This window comes from Aeromicrobium yanjiei (assembly GCF_009649075.1).
Taxonomy (GTDB): Bacteria; Actinomycetota; Actinomycetes; order Propionibacteriales; family Nocardioidaceae; genus Aeromicrobium; species Aeromicrobium yanjiei.
The window spans coordinates 3,169,156-3,187,101 of record NZ_CP045737.1 but is presented as its reverse complement, the minus strand read 5'-3'; the positions used below and the strand labels follow the sequence as shown (position 1 = coordinate 3,187,101).

Annotated in this window: 16 protein-coding genes; 15 read left to right on the top strand and 1 reads right to left on the bottom strand. The window is 69.7% G+C overall.

Annotated features, from left to right (window positions below):
- Genes GEV26_RS15685 through GEV26_RS15625 form a run of 13 tightly spaced genes read left to right on the top strand, consistent with a single transcriptional unit; the run spans position 1 to position 15,493 of the window.
- Positions 1–750, top strand: coding sequence for an NADH-quinone oxidoreductase subunit C (locus tag GEV26_RS15685; RefSeq protein ID WP_153654508.1), 750 nt, complete (start codon positions 1–3; stop codon positions 748–750).
- The gene (locus GEV26_RS15680) at positions 747–2,075 is read left to right on the top strand and encodes an NADH-quinone oxidoreductase subunit D (RefSeq protein ID WP_153654507.1); all 1,329 of its coding nucleotides are present in this window, start codon (positions 747–749) and stop codon (positions 2,073–2,075) included. The genes GEV26_RS15685 and GEV26_RS15680 overlap by 4 nt, the downstream gene beginning before the upstream one ends.
- Positions 2,072–2,854, top strand: coding sequence for an NADH-quinone oxidoreductase subunit NuoE (gene nuoE, locus GEV26_RS15675; protein ID WP_153654506.1), 783 nt, complete (start codon positions 2,072–2,074; stop codon positions 2,852–2,854). The genes GEV26_RS15680 and nuoE overlap by 4 nt, the downstream gene beginning before the upstream one ends.
- A complete protein-coding gene (gene nuoF, locus GEV26_RS15670; protein ID WP_153654505.1) occupies positions 2,847–4,157 on the top strand; it encodes an NADH-quinone oxidoreductase subunit NuoF in 1,311 nt (436 codons plus the stop codon). The genes nuoE and nuoF overlap by 8 nt, the downstream gene beginning before the upstream one ends.
- Entirely contained in the window at positions 4,154–6,568 is a 2,415-nt protein-coding gene (locus tag GEV26_RS15665; RefSeq protein ID WP_153654504.1) for an NADH-quinone oxidoreductase subunit G, read from the top strand. The genes nuoF and GEV26_RS15665 overlap by 4 nt, the downstream gene beginning before the upstream one ends.
- Entirely contained in the window at positions 6,565–7,815 is a 1,251-nt protein-coding gene (gene nuoH, locus GEV26_RS15660; RefSeq protein ID WP_153654503.1) for an NADH-quinone oxidoreductase subunit NuoH, read from the top strand. The genes GEV26_RS15665 and nuoH overlap by 4 nt, the downstream gene beginning before the upstream one ends.
- Positions 7,812–8,345 carry an NADH-quinone oxidoreductase subunit NuoI gene (gene nuoI / locus GEV26_RS15655; RefSeq protein ID WP_153654502.1) on the top strand — a complete coding sequence of 178 codons (534 nt, stop codon included), beginning with the start codon at positions 7,812–7,814 and terminating at the stop codon, positions 8,343–8,345. The genes nuoH and nuoI overlap by 4 nt, the downstream gene beginning before the upstream one ends.
- Positions 8,342–9,130 (top strand): NADH-quinone oxidoreductase subunit J, encoded by a 789-nt coding sequence (locus GEV26_RS15650; protein ID WP_153654501.1) that lies wholly within the window; start codon positions 8,342–8,344, stop codon positions 9,128–9,130. Before nuoI ends, GEV26_RS15650 begins: the two co-directional genes overlap by 4 nt.
- Entirely contained in the window at positions 9,127–9,420 is a 294-nt protein-coding gene (gene nuoK / locus GEV26_RS15645) for an NADH-quinone oxidoreductase subunit NuoK (protein ID WP_153654500.1), read from the top strand. The genes GEV26_RS15650 and nuoK overlap by 4 nt, the downstream gene beginning before the upstream one ends.
- A gap of 10 nt (positions 9,421–9,430) precedes the next feature.
- Complete coding sequence (gene nuoL / locus GEV26_RS15640) at positions 9,431–11,308, top strand: NADH-quinone oxidoreductase subunit L (RefSeq protein ID WP_153654499.1); 1,878 nt, start codon at positions 9,431–9,433, stop codon at positions 11,306–11,308.
- Entirely contained in the window at positions 11,305–12,849 is a 1,545-nt protein-coding gene (locus tag GEV26_RS15635; protein WP_153654498.1) for an NADH-quinone oxidoreductase subunit M, read from the top strand. Before nuoL ends, GEV26_RS15635 begins: the two co-directional genes overlap by 4 nt.
- Positions 12,849–14,468, top strand: coding sequence for an NADH-quinone oxidoreductase subunit NuoN (gene nuoN, locus GEV26_RS15630; protein WP_153654497.1), 1,620 nt, complete (start codon positions 12,849–12,851; stop codon positions 14,466–14,468). Before GEV26_RS15635 ends, nuoN begins: the two co-directional genes overlap by 1 nt.
- 35 nt (positions 14,469–14,503) lie before the next feature.
- The gene (locus tag GEV26_RS15625) at positions 14,504–15,493 is read left to right on the top strand and encodes a polyprenyl synthetase family protein (protein WP_153654496.1); all 990 of its coding nucleotides are present in this window, start codon (positions 14,504–14,506) and stop codon (positions 15,491–15,493) included.
- A 3-nt stretch (positions 15,494–15,496) separates the two neighbouring features.
- Here the strand turns inward: GEV26_RS15625 and rarD are convergent, their stop codons facing one another.
- Positions 15,497–16,405: an EamA family transporter RarD gene (gene rarD / locus GEV26_RS15620; protein ID WP_208430981.1), complete on the bottom strand. Its 909-nt coding sequence runs from the start codon at positions 16,403–16,405 to the stop codon at positions 15,497–15,499.
- 45 nt (positions 16,406–16,450) lie between these two features.
- Here rarD and GEV26_RS15615 point away from each other — a divergent pair, with 45 nt between their 5' ends.
- Positions 16,451–17,038 (top strand): class I SAM-dependent methyltransferase, encoded by a 588-nt coding sequence (locus tag GEV26_RS15615; protein ID WP_153654495.1) that lies wholly within the window; start codon positions 16,451–16,453, stop codon positions 17,036–17,038.
- Positions 17,039–17,095: 57 nt separating this feature from the next.
- On the top strand, positions 17,096–17,923 hold the full coding sequence (locus GEV26_RS15610) for an SDR family oxidoreductase (RefSeq protein ID WP_153654494.1): 828 nt from the start codon (positions 17,096–17,098) through the stop codon (positions 17,921–17,923).
- Positions 17,924–17,946: the final 23 nt, after the last annotated feature.

Below are 17,946 nucleotides of genomic sequence, written 5' to 3'. Positions count from 1 at the left end.
ATGACCGATCCGAAGGGCGACCGGGACGCACGTGACGCGGGCACCGAGACCCAGGACGGCTCGCACGAGACACGAGACGAGCTGGTCCGGGCCGGCACGACGCAGCTCGAGGTCGTGGAGATCCGCGAGGGCGCATTCGGTGCACACGGCACGGGCGACACCAGCGGCTTCGGCGGGCTGACCCGTCCGGTCGTGATGCCCGGCGCCAGCCAGAAGCCGTACGGCGGCTGGTTCGACGAGGTCGCCGAGCGTCTCGAGGCCGGCACCGGACTCGGCGACGCGATCGAGAAGGTCGTGGTCGACCGCGGGGAGATCACCTTCCACATCCGCCGCCAGCTGCTGCTGGAGACGGTGACCCACCTGCGCAACGATCCCGTGCTGCGGTTCGAGTTCTGCTCCAGCGTCAGCGGGGTGCACTTCCCGCACGAGACCGGGCGCGAGATGCACGTGGCGTACCACCTGCTCTCGATGACCCACAACCGCCGGATCCGGCTCGAGGTCACCGCGCCCGAAGAGGATCCGCACGTGCCCAGCGTGGTCAGCATCTACCCGACCGCGGACTGGCAGGAGCGGGAGACCTGGGACATGTTCGGGATCATCTTCGACGGCCACCCCGCGCTGACCCGCATCCTCATGCCCGACGACTGGCCGGGCCACCCGCAGCGCAAGGACTACCCCTTGGGCGGCATCCCGGTCGAGTACAAGGGCGGGACCGTGCCGCCGCCGGACCAGCGCAGGAGCTACTCATGAGCGCCACCACCGATCCGTACGCCGGCACGACCGAGTCGGCCGAGGGCCCGGTCTTCACCGTCACCGGACAGGACTGGGACACGATCGACGCCACGGCGGTCGAGGGCGACCGGCTCGTGATCAACATGGGTCCGCAGCACCCCTCGACCCACGGTGTGCTCCGCCTGATCCTCGAGATCGACGGCGAGACGGTGCGCGACGCCCGCGCGGGCATCGGCTACCTGCACACCGGCATCGAGAAGAACATGGAGTACCGCACCTGGACGCAGGGCGTGACGTTCTGCACCCGCATGGACTACGTGGCCCCGTTCTCCAACGAGGCGGCGTACGTCATGGCGGTCGAGCGGCTGCTGGGCATCGAGGCGCCCGAGAAGGCGCAGACGATGCGGGTCCTGCTGCTCGAGCTCAACCGGATCTCCTCGCACCTCGTGTGCCTCGCGACCGGCGGCATGGAGATCGGCGCGCTGACCGTCATGACCTGCGGCTTCCGCGATCGCGAGCTCATCCTCGACCTGTTCGAGATGATCACCGGGCTGCGCATGAACCACGCCTTCTTCCGCCCCGGCGGTGTCGCGCAGGACCTCCCCGAGGGTGCGATCGACAAGCTCCGCTCGACCGTGGCGCTGCTGCGCAAGCGGCTGCCCGAGTACGCCGCGCTCTGCAACGCCAACCCGATCTTCAAGGGCCGCCTGAAGGGCGTCGGACACCTCGAGCTCGCCGGCTGCCTGGCCCTCGGACTGACCGGGCCGGTGCTCCGCTCGACCGGGTACGACTGGGACCTGCGCAAGAAGCAGCCCTACTGGGGCTACGACACGTACGACTTCGAGGTCGTCACCCGCAACGAGCCCGACGCCTACGGACGGTTCCGCATCCGCCTGGACGAGATGTGGGAGAGCCTGCGGATCGTCGACCAGGCCATCGACCGGCTCGCCGGCATGGACGGCATGCCGGTCATGGTCGCGGACAAGAAGATCGCCTGGCCCGCGCAGCTCAGCGTCGGCGCGGACGGGCAGGGCAACTCCGCCGAGCACATCAAGCACATCATGGGCGAGTCGATGGAAGCGCTCATCCACCACTTCAAGATCGTGACCGAGGGCTTCCGGGTCCCGGCCGGCCAGGCATACGCCGCGATCGAGGCGCCGCGCGGCGAGATCGGCTGCCACCTGGTGTCCGACGGCGGCACCCGCCCCTACCGGGCGCACTTCCGCGATCCCTCGTTCGTCAACCTGCAGGGCACGTCCGTGATGAGCGAGGGCGGCATGCTCTCGGACGTGATCGTCGCGGTCGCCAGCATCGACCCCGTGATGGGAGGTGTCGACCGATGAGCCTGTCCGACACGACGCTCGCGGAGCTGCGCGAGCTGGCGGGCCGCTATCCGCAGGCCCGCAGCGCGCTGCTGCCGATGCTGCACCTGGTCCAGTCCGCAGAGGGCAGTGTCACCAACGAGGGCATCGAGGTGTGCGCCGCGATCCTCGGCATCAGCGCCGCCGAGGTCTCGGGCGTCGCGACGTTCTACACGATGTACAAGCGCCGGCCGATGGGCGAGCACCACGTGGGGGTCTGCACCAACACGTTGTGCGCCGTGATGGGCGGCGACCTGATCTTCGAGCGGCTCAAGGGCCATCTCGACGTCGGCAACGACGAGACGACCGACGACGGACGGGTCACGCTCGAGCACATCGAGTGCAATGCCGCGTGCGACTTCGCGCCCGTGGTCACGGTCAACTGGGAGTTCTTCGACAACCAGACCCCCGAGTCCGCGGTCCAGCTCGTGGACCGGCTTCGCGCGGGCGAGCCGGTCCAGGCCACCCGCGGCGCGACGATCACGAGCTGGCGCGAGGCCGAGCGCGTGATCGCCGGCTTCGAGGACGGCCTCGTCGACGAGGGACCCACCGCCGCCGGGGCGTCCCTCGCGGGCTTCGAGATCGCGCGGGCCAACGGGTGGTCGGCGCCGGACGTCGGCGAGACCTCGGGGTCGGGGAGCGACGGGACGGCCGACACCAAGGCCGGTGCAGCCGCGCAGGCGGACACCTCGCGCGCCGAGACCGAGACCGTGATCGAGCAATCGCCCGCGCACACCGCAGAGGAGGGCAAGGATGACTGACACGCTCACACCGGTGCTCACGGCCGACTGGGGCACCGACCGCGCCTGGACGCTCGACGCGTACCGCAGCGCAGGTGGCTACCAGGCACTCGACAAGGCCTTGAAGATGCAGCCCGCCGAGGTCGTGGAGATGGTCAAGGAGTCCGGCCTGCGCGGTCGCGGCGGCGCCGGCTTCCCGACCGGGATGAAGTGGAGCTTCATCCCGCAGGACAACCCCAAGCCGAAGTACCTCGTCGTCAACGCGGACGAGTCCGAGCCGGGCACCTGCAAGGACATCCCGTTCATGATGGCCACGCCGCACACCCTCATCGAGGGGGTCATCATCGCGGCGCACGCGATCAACGCCAAGCAGGCGTTCATCTACGTCCGCGGTGAGGTGCTGCACGTGATCCGCCGCCTGCGCGCGGCGTGCCGCGAGGCGTACGAGGCCGGCTACCTCGGCCGCGACATCCTCGGCAGCGGCGTCGACGTCGACCTGGTCATCCACGCAGGTGCGGGGGCGTACATCTGCGGTGAGGAGACGGCGCTGCTCGACTCGCTCGAGGGCCGCCGGGGCCAGCCCCGTCTGCGTCCGCCGTTCCCCGCGGTCGAGGGCCTCTACGCGAGCCCGACCGTCATCAACAACGTCGAGTCGATCGCCTCGGTGCCCTCGATCATCCGCGGCGGCCACGAGTGGTTCGCCTCGATGGGCACCGAGAAGTCCAAGGGCTACGTCATCTACTCGCTGTCCGGGCACGTCAAGAAGCCCGGACAGTACGAGGCGCCGCTCGGCATCACGCTGCGCACTCTGATCGAGCTCGGGGGTGGCATGCGCGAGGGGAGCGAGCTCAAGTTCTGGACCCCCGGCGGGTCCTCCACGCCGCTGCTGACCGCCGAGCACCTCGACATGCCGCTCGACTACGAGTCGGTCGGCGCCGCGGGGTCGATGCTCGGGACGCGCGCCCTGCAGGTCTTCGACCAGACCACCTCGGTCGTGCGCTGCGTCCTGCGCTGGACCGAGTTCTACAAGCACGAGTCGTGCGGCAAGTGCACGCCGTGCCGCGAGGGCACGTGGTGGCTCGTGCAGACCCTGCAGCGCCTCGACGGGGGCCAGGGCCGCGAGGGCGACATCGAGCTGCTGCTGGACCTGTGCGACAACATCCTCGGCCGGTCGTTCTGCGCGCTGGGCGACGGTGCGACCAGCCCCATCACGTCCGCGATCCAGCACTTCCGCGACGAGTTCGAGGCCGGCATGCACACCCCGTCGCGCGAGCTGTTCCCCCCGGCGGCGTCCACCCTGTTCGCCCAGGAGGTGACGGCATGACCGTCCAAGAGGCCCCGGCCGGATCGGCCGGCGAGGCGCCGGTCGAGCTCGTCACCCTGACGATCGACGACGTCGAGGTCAGCGTCCCCAAGGGCACGCTCGTGATCCGCGCCGCCGAGCTGATCGGCACCGAGATCCCGCGGTTCTGCGACCACCCGTTGCTCGACCCGGTCGGCGCGTGCCGGCAGTGCCTCGTCGACATCACCGACGCGGGCAACGGCCGCGGCTTCCCCAAGCCGCAGGCGTCCTGCACGATCGAGGTCGCCGCCGGCATGGTCGTCAAGACCCAGGTCACGTCGCCGGTCGCCGAGAAGGCGCAGCGCGGCACGATGGAGCTGCTGCTCATCAACCACCCGCTGGACTGCCCGGTCTGCGACAAGGGCGGTGAGTGCCCGCTGCAGAACCAGGCGATGACGCACGGCCAGGGCGAGTCCCGCTTCACCGAGACCAAGCGGACGTTCCCCAAGCCGGTCAAGGTGTCCGAGCAGGTGCTGCTCGATCGCGAGCGCTGCGTCCTGTGCGCCCGTTGCACCCGGTTCTCCGAGCAGATCGCCGGCGACCCGTTCATCGCGCTGATCGAGCGCGGCGCCCGCCAGCAGGTCGGCATCTACGAGAAGGAGCCGTTCAGCTCCTACTTCTCGGGCAACACGATCCAGATCTGCCCCGTCGGAGCCCTGACGAGCGCGGACTACCGCTTCCGCTCGCGCCCGTTCGACCTGGTCTCGACGCCCTCGGTCGCCGAGCACGATGCGAGTGGCTCCGCGATCCGGGTGGACCACCGGCGCGGCAAGGTCATGCGCCGCCTCGCGGGTGACGACCCCGAGGTCAACGAGGAGTGGATCACCGACAAGGACCGGTTCGCGTTCACGTACGCGACGCAGGGTGACCGCCTCACGACCCCGCTCGTCCGCGGTGCCGACGGCGAGCTCGAGCCCGCCTCGTGGCCCGCGGCCCTCGCGATCGCCGCCCGCGGCCTCGCCGCAGCGAACGGCCGGGTCGGGGTCCTGCCCGGGGGCCGGCTCACCGCCGAGGACGCCTTCGCCTACAGCAAGTTCGCCCGTACGGTCCTCGGCACCAACGACATCGACTTCCGCGCCCGAGCGCACTCGGCAGAGGAGGCCGCGTTCCTGGCCTCGCACGTCGCCGCGACCCAGCTGGTCGTCCGCTTCGCGGACCTCGAGCGGGCCTCGACGGTCGTCCTGGTCGGCTTCGAGCCCGAGGACGAGAACGGCAGCATCTTCCTGCGGCTGCGCAAGGGAGCCCGTCAGCACGGCGTCACGGTCGTCTCGATCGCAAGCCACACGACACGTGGCCTCGCCAAGATGTCCGGTGAGCTGATCCGCACGGTCCCCGGCGACGAGCCGGCCGCCCTCGCGGCGCTCGATCTGCCGCAGGGATCCGTCATCCTGGTCGGCGAACGGCTGGCCTCGGTGCCCGGCGGACTGTCCGCGGCTGCTGCTGCGGCAGCCCGCACCGGCGCCCGCCTCGCGTGGGTCCCGCGCCGTGCGGGCGACCGTGGTGCGGTCGAGACCGGGTGCCTGCCCCATCTGCTGCCCGGCGGCCGCCCGCTCGAGGACGCCGAGGCGCGCACTGATCTCGCGGTCGCCTGGGGCGTCACCTCGATCCCCTCGACGCCCGGACGCGACACCTCGCAGGTGCTCGCCGATGCTCAGCGCGGCGACGTCAAGGCCCTGCTGGTCGGCGGCGTCGAGATCGACGACCTGCCCGACCCCGCGACGGCCCGCGCAGGACTCGCCGCCGCCGACTTCGTGGTCAGCCTCGAGGTGCGGCACAGCGACGTGACGGCCGTGGCCGACGTGGTCCTGCCGGTCGCCCCGATGGTCGAGCGACCCGGCATGTTCGTCAACTGGGAGGGCCGCGCGCGAACGTTCGACGCGGTGCTCCACGCGCCGAGCTCGCTCACCGACATCCGCGTGCTGGCCGGGATCGCCGAGGAGATGGGCCGGCCCCTGGGCTTCCGCACGGTCGCAGCGGCCCGGCAGGCCATGACCGAGCTCGGCCCGTGGGACGGCGCCCGCGCGGCGACCCCCACGGTCGAGCCGAGCCGTTCGGCACCCGATCCCCGCACGGTCGTGCTCGACACCTGGCGGCTCCTCGTCGACGACGCCCGCGGCCAGGACGGCCAGGACGCGTTCAAGGCCACGGCCCGTCCGGCGGTGCTGCGGGCCAGCGGGGTCACGCTCAAGGCCTTTGACGTCGAGCCCGGGGGACCGGCAACGCTGTCGACCGCGGTCGGCAGCGTGACCCTCCCGACCCAGGTCGCAGACCTGCCCGACGGCGTCGTGTGGGCGCCGTCCAACTCCGGCGTCAGCCTCCGTGCCGCCCTCGGCGCGGGCTACGCAGACCGGGTCACCCTGTCGCCCGCCCCGACCGACGGAGCCCCGTCATGAGCGATCTGTTCGGGAACGAGCCGTTCTGGGTGATCGCGCTCAAGGCGGTGCTGATCTTCGTCTTCCTGCTCGTCTACACGCTGTTCAACATCTGGTTCGAGCGCCGCGTCGTGGCCAGGATGCAGCACCGCATCGGCCCCAACGTCAACGGCCCGTTCGGCCTGCTGCAGAGCCTGGCCGACGGCGTCAAGCTCGCGCTGAAGGAGGACATCGTCGTCAAGGCGGCCGACAAGGTCGTCTACATCCTGGCGCCGATCCTCGCCACGATCCCGGCCTTCCTGGCCTGGGCGGTCATCCCGTTCGGTCCCGAGGTGACGATCCCGTTCACCGACACCAAGACCGTGCTGCAGCTGACCGACCTGCCGGTCGCGGTGCTGTACGTCCTCGCGGTGACCTCGATCGGCGTCTACGGCATCGTGCTGGCGGGCTGGGCGTCCGGCTCGATCTACGCCCTCCTCGGCGGTCTGCGCTCGAGCGCCCAGGTCATCTCGTACGAGGTCGCGATGGGTCTGTCGTTCGTGTCGGTCTTCATGTACGCGGGCTCGATGTCCACCTCGGAGATCGTCGCGGCGCAGGACGACCTCTGGTACTTCATCCCGCTCTTCCCCTCGTTCGTCATCTACTGCATCGCGATGGTCGGCGAGACCAACCGCGCTCCGTTCGACCTCCCCGAGGCCGAGGGCGAGCTGGTCGGCGGCTTCCACACCGAGTACTCCTCGCTGAAGTTCGCGCTGTTCTTCCTGGCCGAGTACGTCAACATGGTCACGGTCTCCGCGCTGGCCACCACGCTGTTCCTGGGCGGCTGGCGGGCCCCGTTCGGCATCGGACAGATCAACGACGGCTACTTCAACACCGGCTACTGGCCGCTGCTGTGGTTCTTCGGCAAGACGCTGTTCTTCATCTTCTTGTTCGTCTGGCTCCGCGGCACCCTGCCCCGCATGCGCTACGACCAGTTCATGAGCTTCGGCTGGAAGATCCTCATCCCGGTCTCCCTGGTCTGGATCATCGCCGTCGCGTTCATCCGCAAGCTCAAGAGCGAGGACATGCTCGACCAGCGCACGCTGCTGATCGTGGCGGCCGTCGCGGGCGTGGTGATCGTCGCGTCGATGTTCATCCCCGAGGGCAAGCCCGAGCCGGAGCCCGAGCCCGAGGAGTGGGACGCCTTCGCCGGCGGCTATCCCGTGCCGCCCATGCCCGGCCAGGACACCGACACCACCGCCGCTTCGACCGAGAGGACCTCGTCATGAGCTCCCCGAAAGAGACGATCCTGGACCCGGTCGCCGGTTTCGGCGTCACGTTCCGGACGATGTTCAAGAAGACCGTCACCGAGCAGTACCCGTTCGAGAAGGTGCCGACCGCACCGCGCTTCCACGGTCGTCACCAGCTCAACCGCTGGCCCGACGGTCTGGAGAAGTGCATCGGCTGCGAGCTGTGCGCGTGGGCCTGCCCCGCGGACGCGATCTACGTCGAGGGTGCGTCCAACACCGAGGGCGACCGGCACAGCCCGGGCGAGCGCTACGGACGGGTCTACCAGATCAACTACCTGCGCTGCATCCTGTGCGGCCTGTGCATCGAGGCGTGCCCGACCCGCGCCCTGACCATGACCAACGAGTACGAGCTGGCCGACAACAACCGCGAGGACCTCATCTACGAGAAGAGCGATCTGCTCGCCCCGCTGCTGCCCGGCATGGTCGAGCCGCCGCACGAGATGATGATCAGCGACGACCACCACGACTACTACCGCGGCAAGACCCTGCCGATCGTGGAGGTCTCGTGACGACGTTCTGGCTGCTCGCGCCGATCATGGTGATCGCCGCCCTGGGCCTGCTGTTCGCCCGCAAGGCCGTGCACGCGGCGCTCGCGCTCGCGGTCGTGATGATCAGCCTTGCGATCCTGTACGCCGCGCAGGGCGCGCCGTTCCTGTTCGCAGTGCAGATCATCGTCTACACCGGCGCGATCATGATGCTGTTCCTGTTCGTGCTGATGCTGGTGGGCGTCGAGACCTCCGAGGCCGTCCGGGAGACGATCTCGGGGCAGCGCCTCGCCGCGATCGTCATCGGTCTGCTCTTCGGCGTGACCGCGGTGCTCGCGATCGGGCAGACCGTGACCGGCACCGTCGTCGGCCTCGACCGCGCCAATGCGAACGGCAACCCGTACGGGCTGGCCGACCTGCTCTTCGGCAAGTACGTCCTGGCGTTCGAGTTCACGAGCGCCCTGCTCATCACTGCGGCTCTCGGCGCGATGGTGCTGGCCCACAAGGAGCGGCTCACCAAGCGGCAGACGCAGGCCGACATCGCGGCCCGCCGCATGCGCGAGTACGCCGAGACCGGACGCCACCCCGGCAACGCTCCGACACCCGGCGTCTTCGCTCGGCACAACGCGGTCGACACCCCGGCCCTGCTGCCCGACGGCACGCCGCTGGACGCATCGGTGTCACCGAGCATCGCCGAGCGCGGCCAGGTCCGCAGCGGCTTCTCGGACGACGTCGCCCGGACGGCCGACCAGCTCGAGCACGAGGACGATCCCGATTCGTCCGGCTCCGGCTTGGGAGGACCGAAGTGAACGAGTACATCACCTTGTCGCTGATCCTCTTCACGATCGGCGCGGTGGGCGTCCTGATCCGGCGCAACGCGATCATCGTCTTCATGTGCATCGAGCTCATGCTCAACGCGACCAACCTTGCGTTCGTGAGCTTCTCGCGCCAGCACGGCAACCTGGACGGGCAGGTGGCCGCCTTCTTCGTGATGGTCGTCGCCGCGGCCGAGGTCGTCGTCGGGCTGTCCATCATCGTGTCCATCTACCGCACGCGGCGCTCGACCTCGGTCGACGACGCGAGCCTGCTGAAGTCGTAGGGGGAGCACGATGTTCGATCTTCAGTGGCTGCTCATCGCCATCCCACTGGCCAGCGGCGCCCTGCTCCTGGTCTGGGGCAAGGAGTCCGACCGGTTCGGCCACCTCATCGGGACGGCCGCGTCGGCCGCCTCGTTCCTGTTCGGTGCGGTGCTCTTCGCGTCCCTGCTGGGCAAGGACGCCGAGGACCGCTCGCAGTCCACGTCGCTGTTCACGTGGATGGACACCGGGACGTTCCATGTCGAGATGGGCTTCACGTTCGACCAGCTCTCGGGCCTGTTCGTCCTGCTGATCACCGGCGTGGGCACCCTGATCCACGTCTACTCGATCGGCTACATGGAGCACGACCCGCGGCGCCGCCGGTTCTTCGCGTACCTCAACATCTTCATCGCCGCGATGCTCACGCTCGTGCTCGCGAGCGACTACCTCGTGCTGTTCCTCGGCTGGGAGGGCGTCGGCCTCGCGTCGTACCTGCTCATCGGCTTCTGGCAGCACAAGCCGTCCGCGGCCGCAGCGGCCAAGAAGGCGTTCGTGGTCAACCGCGTCGGTGACATCGGCATGGCGCTCGCGATCATGCTGATGTTCGCGCAGTTCGGCACCACGGCGATCCACGCGGTCAACGCCGCCGCACCGGGAGCCGGCGACGGGGTCGCGACCGCGCTGGGCCTGCTGCTGCTGCTCGGGGCGTGCGGCAAGTCCGCCCAGGTGCCGCTGCAGAGCTGGCTGCTCGACGCGATGGAGGGCCCGACCCCGGTCTCGGCCCTGATCCACGCGGCGACCATGGTCACCGCGGGCGTCTACCTCGTCGTCCGCAGCGGCGGAGTGTTCGACTCCTCGGAGGTGGCGCGCACCGCGGTCATGATCGTCGGCCTCGTCACGCTGCTGGCCGGCGCGTGGATCGGCTGCGCCAAGGACGACATCAAGAAGGCGCTGGCCGGCTCCACCATGAGTCAGATCGGCTACATGATGCTCGCGGCCGGACTCGGCCCGGCGGGCTATCCGTTCGCGATCTTCCACCTCATCACGCACGGCTTCTTCAAGGCCAACATGTTCCTCGGGGCCGGATCGGTCATGCACGGCATGGACGACGACGTCGACATGCGCCACTACGGCGCGCTGCGCAAGGCCATGCCGGTCACGTTCGTGACGTTCGCCCTCGGCTACCTCGCGATCATCGGCTTCCCGGGGTTCTCGGGATTCTGGTCCAAGGACAAGATCATCGAGACCGCATTCGGCGAGAACGTCTGGGTGGGCCTCGGCGCACTGCTGGGCGCCGGCGTCACCGCGTTCTACATGACCCGCCTCATGATGATGACCTTCTTCGGCGACAAGCGGTGGAAGGAGGGCGTCCACCCGCACGAGTCGCCCAAGGTCATGACCGTCCCGCTCATCGCCCTCGGTGCCCTGTCCCTGCTGGGCGGCCTGCTGCTGCTCGGTGACTGGATCGTGGACTGGCTCGAGCCCGTGGTGGGGCACGGTGAGCACGAGGAGCTCGCGATCCCCGCGATCGCCCTCACGGCGATCATCACCCTCGTCGCTGCCTCGGGCGTCGCACTCGGCTTCCTCACCTACGGCCGCAAGCCGATCGCGGGGGAGACACCCCCCGACGCGGACGTGTCGATCTGGGCCCGCGCCGGCCGCCACGAGCTCTACGGCAACGAGGTCAACGACGCGGTCGTGGTCCGCCCGATGCGCCACCTCACCCGGTTCCTGGTGTGGTTCGACGGCCGGGGCATCGACGGCTTCGTCACGGGTGTGGCCGACCGGCTCGGTGACACCTCGCAGTTCCTTCGCAAGCCGCAGACCGGCTACGTCCGTTCCTATGCCCTCACGATGTTCGGTGGCGTCGCCATCCTCGTCCTGTGCCTCCTGGCGGTGACCCTCGCATGATCCTGACGATCCTGGCCGCGACCCCGATCGCGGGCGCGCTGATCCTTGCGCTCCTGCCCCGTGAGTCCGGCTCGCAGCTGCGGGCCAAGACGATCGCCCTCGCCGTCTCGCTGATCACCCTCGCGCTGGCGCTCGTCGCCCTCGCGCAGTTCGACCCCGAGTCCGGTGGCTACCAGCTGACCAGCACCCATGAGTGGATCAGCGCCTTCGGCGCGCACTACGCGGTCGGCGTCAACGGCATCGGCATCACGCTTATCCTGCTGACGACGATCCTGACCCCGATCGTCCTGCTGGCCGCGATCGGCGACCGGCTGCCCGATCCGCGCAGCACCAACGCGTACCTCGCGTGGATGCTGGCGGTCGAGGGCCTCGCGATCGGGGCCTTCTCCGCGACCGACGCGTTCTTGTTCTACGTCCTGTTCGAGGCCACGCTCATCCCGCTGTACTTCCTCATCGGCTCGTTCGGCGGTCCCCACCGCTCGTACGCCGCGGTGAAGTTCTTGATCTACAACCTCGTGGGCGGCCTGCTGATGCTGGCCTCGATCGTGGGCCTGTACGTGGTCAGCTCGCGCCAGGGCGATGCGTCGTACCTGCTCGCGGACCTGCAGGGGCTCGATCTCGGCCAGACCACCGAGCGGCTGCTGTTCCTCGGCTTCATGGCGGCGTTCGCGATCAAGGCGCCGCTGTTCCCGCTGCACACGTGGCTGCCCGACGCGGCCGGCCAGGCGACCCCCGGCACCTCGGTGCTGATGGTGAGCGTGGTCGACAAGATCGGCACGTTCGGCATGATCATCTGGTGCGTGGGGCTGTTCCCCGAGGCCGCGGACTGGGCCAGCCCGGTCATCATCGTCCTGGCCGTCATCAGCATCATCTACGGTGCGCTGCTCGCGATCGGGCAGGACGACATCCGGCGCCTCATCGCGTTCACCTCGGTGTCGCACTTCGGCTTCATCATCCTCGGCATCTTCGCCTTCACGACGACGTCGATGGCCGGCGCGACCCTCTACATGTTCAACCACGGACTCTCGACCGCGGCGCTGTTCCTGGTCACCGGCATCATGATCGCCCGCCGTGGATCGGCCCGGATCGGTGACTTCGGCGGCGTCCAGAAGATCGCGCCGATCCTGTCCGGAGTCCTGCTCATCGCCGGCTTGTCGAGCCTGTCGCTGCCGGGCCTGGCCCCGTTCGTCTCGGAGTTCCTGGTCCTGGCGGGGACGTTCACGCGCTCGATCCCGGCGGCCGCGGTGGCCACGCTCGGCATCGTGCTGGCCGCGCTCTACATCCTGATCATGTACCAGCGCACGATGACCGGGCCGCTCCAGCCCGGCAGCGAGGGCGTCACGGACCTCGAGCCGCGCGAGATCGCGGCCCTGACCCCGGCGATCGTTCTGATCGTGGCCCTGGGCTTCTTCCCCCAGCCGATGCTCAACGCGATCTCGCCGGCCATCGACACGGTCATGAGCAACGTCGGCAAGGGTGATCCTCCGCCGAGGACGCCCACGACCATCGACACATCCGCCGAGGAAGAGGGAGGTCACTGATGCGGAACCTCATCACCGCGACGGACCTGCCCCCGATCGCGGCACCCGAGATCGAGTACGCGCTGCTCGGCCCGTTGTTCATCATCGCCGGCGTGGCCGTGGTGGGAGTGCTCGTCGAGGCCTTCTGCCCTCGCCCGGCCCGGTTCATGACCCAGGTCGTCCTCGCCGTGGTCGGCATCGTCGCCGCCCTGGCGGACACCGTCTGGGTCTACACCGATCTCGACACGGTCGAGTCCGGGCTCGTCGCCCGCGGCAAGGTCGCGGCCGAGGGTGCGCTCTCGATCGACGGCCCCGGCGTCTTCGCGTGGGGCATCCTGCTGCTGTTCGCCCTGCTGAGCATGCTGCTGTTCGCCGAGCGCAGGCTCGAGGGCGGGCTGAGCGCATTCACCGGCCGTGCGGCGGACGCCCCCGGCTCGGCGTCCGAGGCCGAGGCGGTCAAGCTGCGGGTCGAGCACACCGAGGTCTTCCCGCTCGCGATGTTCGCGCTGGTCGGCATGATGCTGTTCGCGACCGCGAACGACCTGCTGACGATGTTCGTGGCGCTGGAGGTGCTGTCCCTGCCGCTGTACCTGCTGTGCGGGCTGGCCCGCCGGCGGCGGCTGCTCAGCCAGGAGGCCGCGCTCAAGTACTTCCTGCTCGGTGCGTTCTCGTCGGTCTTCTTCCTCTACGGCATCGCGCTGGCATACGGCTACTCCGGCAGCTTCGAGCTGTCCGCGATCGACACCGCGGTCTCGAGCCGCGCCGGCAGCGAGAACATGCTGCTCGCGGCGATCGCGCTCATCGCGGTCGGCCTGCTGTTCAAGATCGGCGCGGCCCCGTTCCACACGTGGACGCCGGACGTCTACCAGGGCGCGCCGACGCCCGTCACGGCGTTCATGGCCGCGGGCACCAAGGCGGCGGCGTTCCTGGCCCTCCTGCGGGTCTTCTTCGTCGCGTTCGGCGGCTCGCAGTGGGACTGGCGTCCCACGATCGTCGCGATCGCGATCATCACGATGTTCCTCGGAGCCGTCGTGTCGATCTCGCAGACCGACGTCAAGCGGATGCTCGCGTACTCCTCGATCGCGCACGCGGGCTTCCTGCTCGTGGGCTTCGTCGGGGCGTACGCGGGCGTGGCCTCGGCCGACCGCATCACGTCGGTCTCGAGCGTGCTGTTCTACCTCGCGGTCTACGGGGTGTCCTCGATCGGCGCGTTCGCGGTCGTGACGCTCGTGCGTGACTCCGGTGGCGAGACCACCCACCTGTCGAGGTGGGCCGGCCTCGGCCGGACGTCGCCGTGGCTCGCGGGCGCGTTCGCCCTCTTCATGCTGTCGTTCGCGGGCATCCCGCTCACCGGCGGCTTCATCGGCAAGTGGGGCGTGTTCAGCGCGGCGTACGCCGGAGGGTTCTGGTGGCTGGTCGTGATCGGCGTGCTGGTGAGCGCGCTGGCGGCGTACTTCTACGTGCGGGTCATCGTGCTGATGTTCTTCACCGACCCGGTCGGGGACGGGCCGACGGTCGCAGTCCCGAGCGCGCTGACGAGCGCTGTGATCGTCGTGGCTGCGGTCGCCACAGTGGGACTCGGTATCATTCCGGGACCGGTGCTGGATCTTGCGCAGCATGCGGGCGCCTTCGTGCGTTGACCATTTCGCGGGACTGTTTGTGCTAGGAGCTGTGCGTGTCCACTCTGGGTGTCTCGTTCACCGACGCCGCCTTCGAGGCACGCGTGCTCGCGGGCGTCGAGGAGGTCGAGCGACAGCTGCGGGCTGCCGTCGACAGCCCCGACCGGCTCGTCGCCGAGGCGGCCGCCCACCTGCTCAACGCGGGCGGCAAGCGCTTCCGCCCGCTGCTGGTGCTGCTCGCGGCCGAGTTCGGTGAGTCCTCCCGGGCGGACGTCGCACGGTCGGCCGTGGTCGTCGAGCTGACCCACCTCGCGACGCTCTACCACGACGACGTCATGGACGAGGCCGACGTGCGGCGCGGGGCGCCCAGCGCCAACGCCCGGTGGGGCAACTCGGTCGCGATCCTCGTGGGCGACTACCTGTTCGCGCAGGCCTCCGACCTGGTCTCCGATCTCGGCACCGAAGCGGTGCGCATCCAGGCGCGCACGTTCTCGCGGCTGGTCCAGGGCCAGATCCGCGAGACGATCGGCCCGGCCGACGACGAGGACGCGCTGGCGCACTATCTCGCGGTCGTCGCGGACAAGACCGGTTCGCTCATCGCGACCGCGGCGCTGTTCGGCTCCAAGATGGCCGGCGCACCGGCAGACGTCCAGGAGACGCTGACCGAGTTCGGTGAGCGCATCGGTGCCGCATTCCAGCTCGCGGACGACATCATCGACGTGGCCAGCGAGACCGGCGACTCGGGCAAGACGCCCGGCACCGACCTGCGTGAGGGCGTCCCGACGCTGCCGACCCTCATCGCGCTGCGCTCGACCGATCCCGGCAGCGAGCGGCTCCGGACGCTGCTCGGCCGGCCCCTCACCGACGACGCCGAGCACGCCGAGGCGCTCGCGCTGCTGCGGGCCCACCCCGCGATGGCCGAGGCCCGCTCGTACGTCCGCGCCGAGGCGGACGCCGCCGGCGTCCTGCTCGCCAAGCTGCCCGACTCGTCGGCCCGCTCGGCGCTCCAGGAGCTGTGCGACACGGTCGTGACCCGCGTCGGCTGAGGTCTACAGCGCCGCGGACTCCGCGCTGCGGTGCAGGACCCGCCGACGGCTGAGCACGGCGTCCGCGGTGAAGATCACGAGCGCCGTCCACACCAGGACGAAGCCGACCCAGCGGGCGTCGGTCATGTCCTCGTCGAAGATCGTCAGGCCCGCGATGAACTGGATGATGGGGCCGAGGTACTGCAGCAGCCCGATCGTCGTGAGCGACAGGCGCGTCGCCGCCGCGCTGAACAGCAGCAGCGGGATCGCGGTGACCAGGCCCGTCCCCACGAGGAGGGCCACGTTGCCGGGACCCTCGTGGCCGAACGCGAGCTCGCCACGGAGCTGGAGCACGACGAGGAATGCGAGGGCGACCGGGAACAGGATCGCCGTCTCCATGCCCAGCCCCTCGAAGGCGCCGAGGTCCGCCTTCTTCTTCAAGAAGCCGTAGGCCGCGAACGAGAACGCCACGAGGAGCGCGACCCAGGGGAGCCGGCCGTAGTCCACGGTCAGGACGACGACCGCGATGGCGCCGATCGCGATGGCCACCCACTGCGCCGGCCGCAACGTCTCCTTGAGCACGAAGACGCCGAGCATCACCGTCACGAGCGGGTTGATGAAGTAGCCGAGCGACGTCTCGATCACGTGCCCGTTGGTGACGCCGTAGATGAAGCCGCCCCAGTTGCCGGCGATGACCACGGAGGCGGCCGCGAGGATCAGCATCATCCTGCGGTCGTGGGCGATCGCGATGAACGACCGCCACTTGCCCATCGCGGTGATCGCGACGAGGACGAACACCATCGACCACACGAAGCGGTGCGCGAGGATCTCGAGCGATCCGGCGGGCTCCAGCAGCGGCCAGTAGAGGGGGAAGAACCCCCAGCAGAGATAGGCGGCGATGCCGAACGCGGCGCCGCGCTGAGAGTCGTTCACCAGCCGAGGGTACGCCCGCCGAGGTGCGTCGGCGACGATGGAGGCATGACTGATCGACCCCGCTGGTTCACCGACACCAAGGACGGCCACTCCGCGTGGTACGTCGAACGCTTCAGGACCATGGCCGCGGAGGGCGTCGACCTCGCCGGCGAGGCGCGGCTGATCGACGCGGCGACCGCGCCGGGCTCCCGCATCCTCGACGCCGGCTGCGGACCCGGCCGGGTCGGCGCCGAGCTGCACGCCCGTGGGCACACCGTGGTGGGGGTGGACGCGGATCCGGTCCTGATCGCCGCCGCGGAAGAGGACCACCCCGGGCCCCGTTGGGTCGTCGCGGACCTGGCCACGCTGGCGCTGGACGAGGAGCCGTTCGACCTCGCGGTCATGGCCGGCAACGTCATGGTGTTCGTCGCGCCGGACTCCGAGCAGTCGGTGCTCTCGTCGGTGCGCGCGGCCGTTCGTCCCGGCGGACGGGTCGTCGTGGGCTTCGCGACTGATCGCGAGTACGCGCTGGCGGACTTCGACGCCGACGTCGCAGCGGCCGGTCTCGTGCACGAGCAGCGGTTCGCGACGTGGGACCTCGTGCCGTGGACCGAGGACGCGGACTTCGCGGTCACGTTCCTGCGGGTGCCGTGAGCGTCACGGCCATCTCGACTTGTGCTGGAGCGTGCTCCAGGTCGTAACGTCGGGGTCATGACCTCACCCAAGATCTGGTTCATCACTGGCGCGTCGCGCGGCTTCGGTCGGGAGTGGAGCATCGCAGCGCTGGAGCGCGGCGACAGGGTCGCCGCGACGGCACGCGACACCTCCACCCTCGACGACCTCGTCGAGCGGTTCGGCGACGCGATCCTGCCCCTGCAGCTCGACGTCAACGACCACGACGCGGACTTCGCCGCGGTCGCGCAGGCGCACGAGCACTTCGGCCGCCTCGACGTGATCGTCAACAACGCGGGCTACGGCCACTTCGGCTTCATCGAGGAGATCACCGAGGACGAGGCCCGCGCCCAGATCGAGACCAACCTGTTCGGCGCGCTCTGGGTCACCCAGGCCGCGCTGCCGTTCCTGCGGGAGCAGGGCAGCGGCCACATCATCCAGGTGTCCTCGATCGGCGGCATCTCGGCATTCCCCCTCGTCGGCATCTACCACGCGTCGAAGTGGGGCCTCGAGGGCTTCTCGCAGGCCCTGGCCCAGGAGGTCGCCGACTTCGGCATCCACGTCACGCTCGTGGAGCCCGGTGGCTTCTCCACCGACTGGGGCGGCGCCTCGGCCTCGCACTCCGAGCAGAACCCCGCGTACGACGCATTCCGCGAGAAGACCATGCAGGGGCGAGCGAGCCGCAACGCCGAGCCGGGCGACCCCCACGCCTCGGGCGCCGCGATCCTGCAGATCGTGGACGCCCAGGAGCCGCCGCTGCGCGTCTTCTTCGGCACCGCCCCGCTGGGCATCGCCAAGGCCGACTACGCCAAGCGCCTCGAGACCTGGGAGAAGTGGAACCACGTCTCCGAGCTCGCCCAGGGCTAGCGCCCCGACCCCGACCCCACCCA

Coding starts and splice junctions, on each gene's coding strand:
- GEV26_RS15615 (WP_153654495.1), top strand. CDS start 16,451: ATGACTGATCGACCCCGCTGGTTCACCGACACCAAGGACGGCCACTCC.
- nuoL (WP_153654499.1), top strand. CDS start 9,431: ATGTTCGATCTTCAGTGGCTGCTCATCGCCATCCCACTGGCCAGCGGC.
- GEV26_RS15610 (WP_153654494.1), top strand. CDS start 17,096: ATGACCTCACCCAAGATCTGGTTCATCACTGGCGCGTCGCGCGGCTTC.
- nuoE (WP_153654506.1), top strand. CDS start 2,072: ATGAGCCTGTCCGACACGACGCTCGCGGAGCTGCGCGAGCTGGCGGGC.
- nuoH (WP_153654503.1), top strand. CDS start 6,565: ATGAGCGATCTGTTCGGGAACGAGCCGTTCTGGGTGATCGCGCTCAAG.
- nuoI (WP_153654502.1), top strand. CDS start 7,812: ATGAGCTCCCCGAAAGAGACGATCCTGGACCCGGTCGCCGGTTTCGGC.
- GEV26_RS15680 (WP_153654507.1), top strand. CDS start 747: ATGAGCGCCACCACCGATCCGTACGCCGGCACGACCGAGTCGGCCGAG.
- nuoF (WP_153654505.1), top strand. CDS start 2,847: ATGACTGACACGCTCACACCGGTGCTCACGGCCGACTGGGGCACCGAC.
- GEV26_RS15635 (WP_153654498.1), top strand. CDS start 11,305: ATGATCCTGACGATCCTGGCCGCGACCCCGATCGCGGGCGCGCTGATC.
- GEV26_RS15685 (WP_153654508.1), top strand. CDS start 1: ATGACCGATCCGAAGGGCGACCGGGACGCACGTGACGCGGGCACCGAG.
- GEV26_RS15665 (WP_153654504.1), top strand. CDS start 4,154: ATGACCGTCCAAGAGGCCCCGGCCGGATCGGCCGGCGAGGCGCCGGTC.
- nuoN (WP_153654497.1), top strand. CDS start 12,849: ATGCGGAACCTCATCACCGCGACGGACCTGCCCCCGATCGCGGCACCC.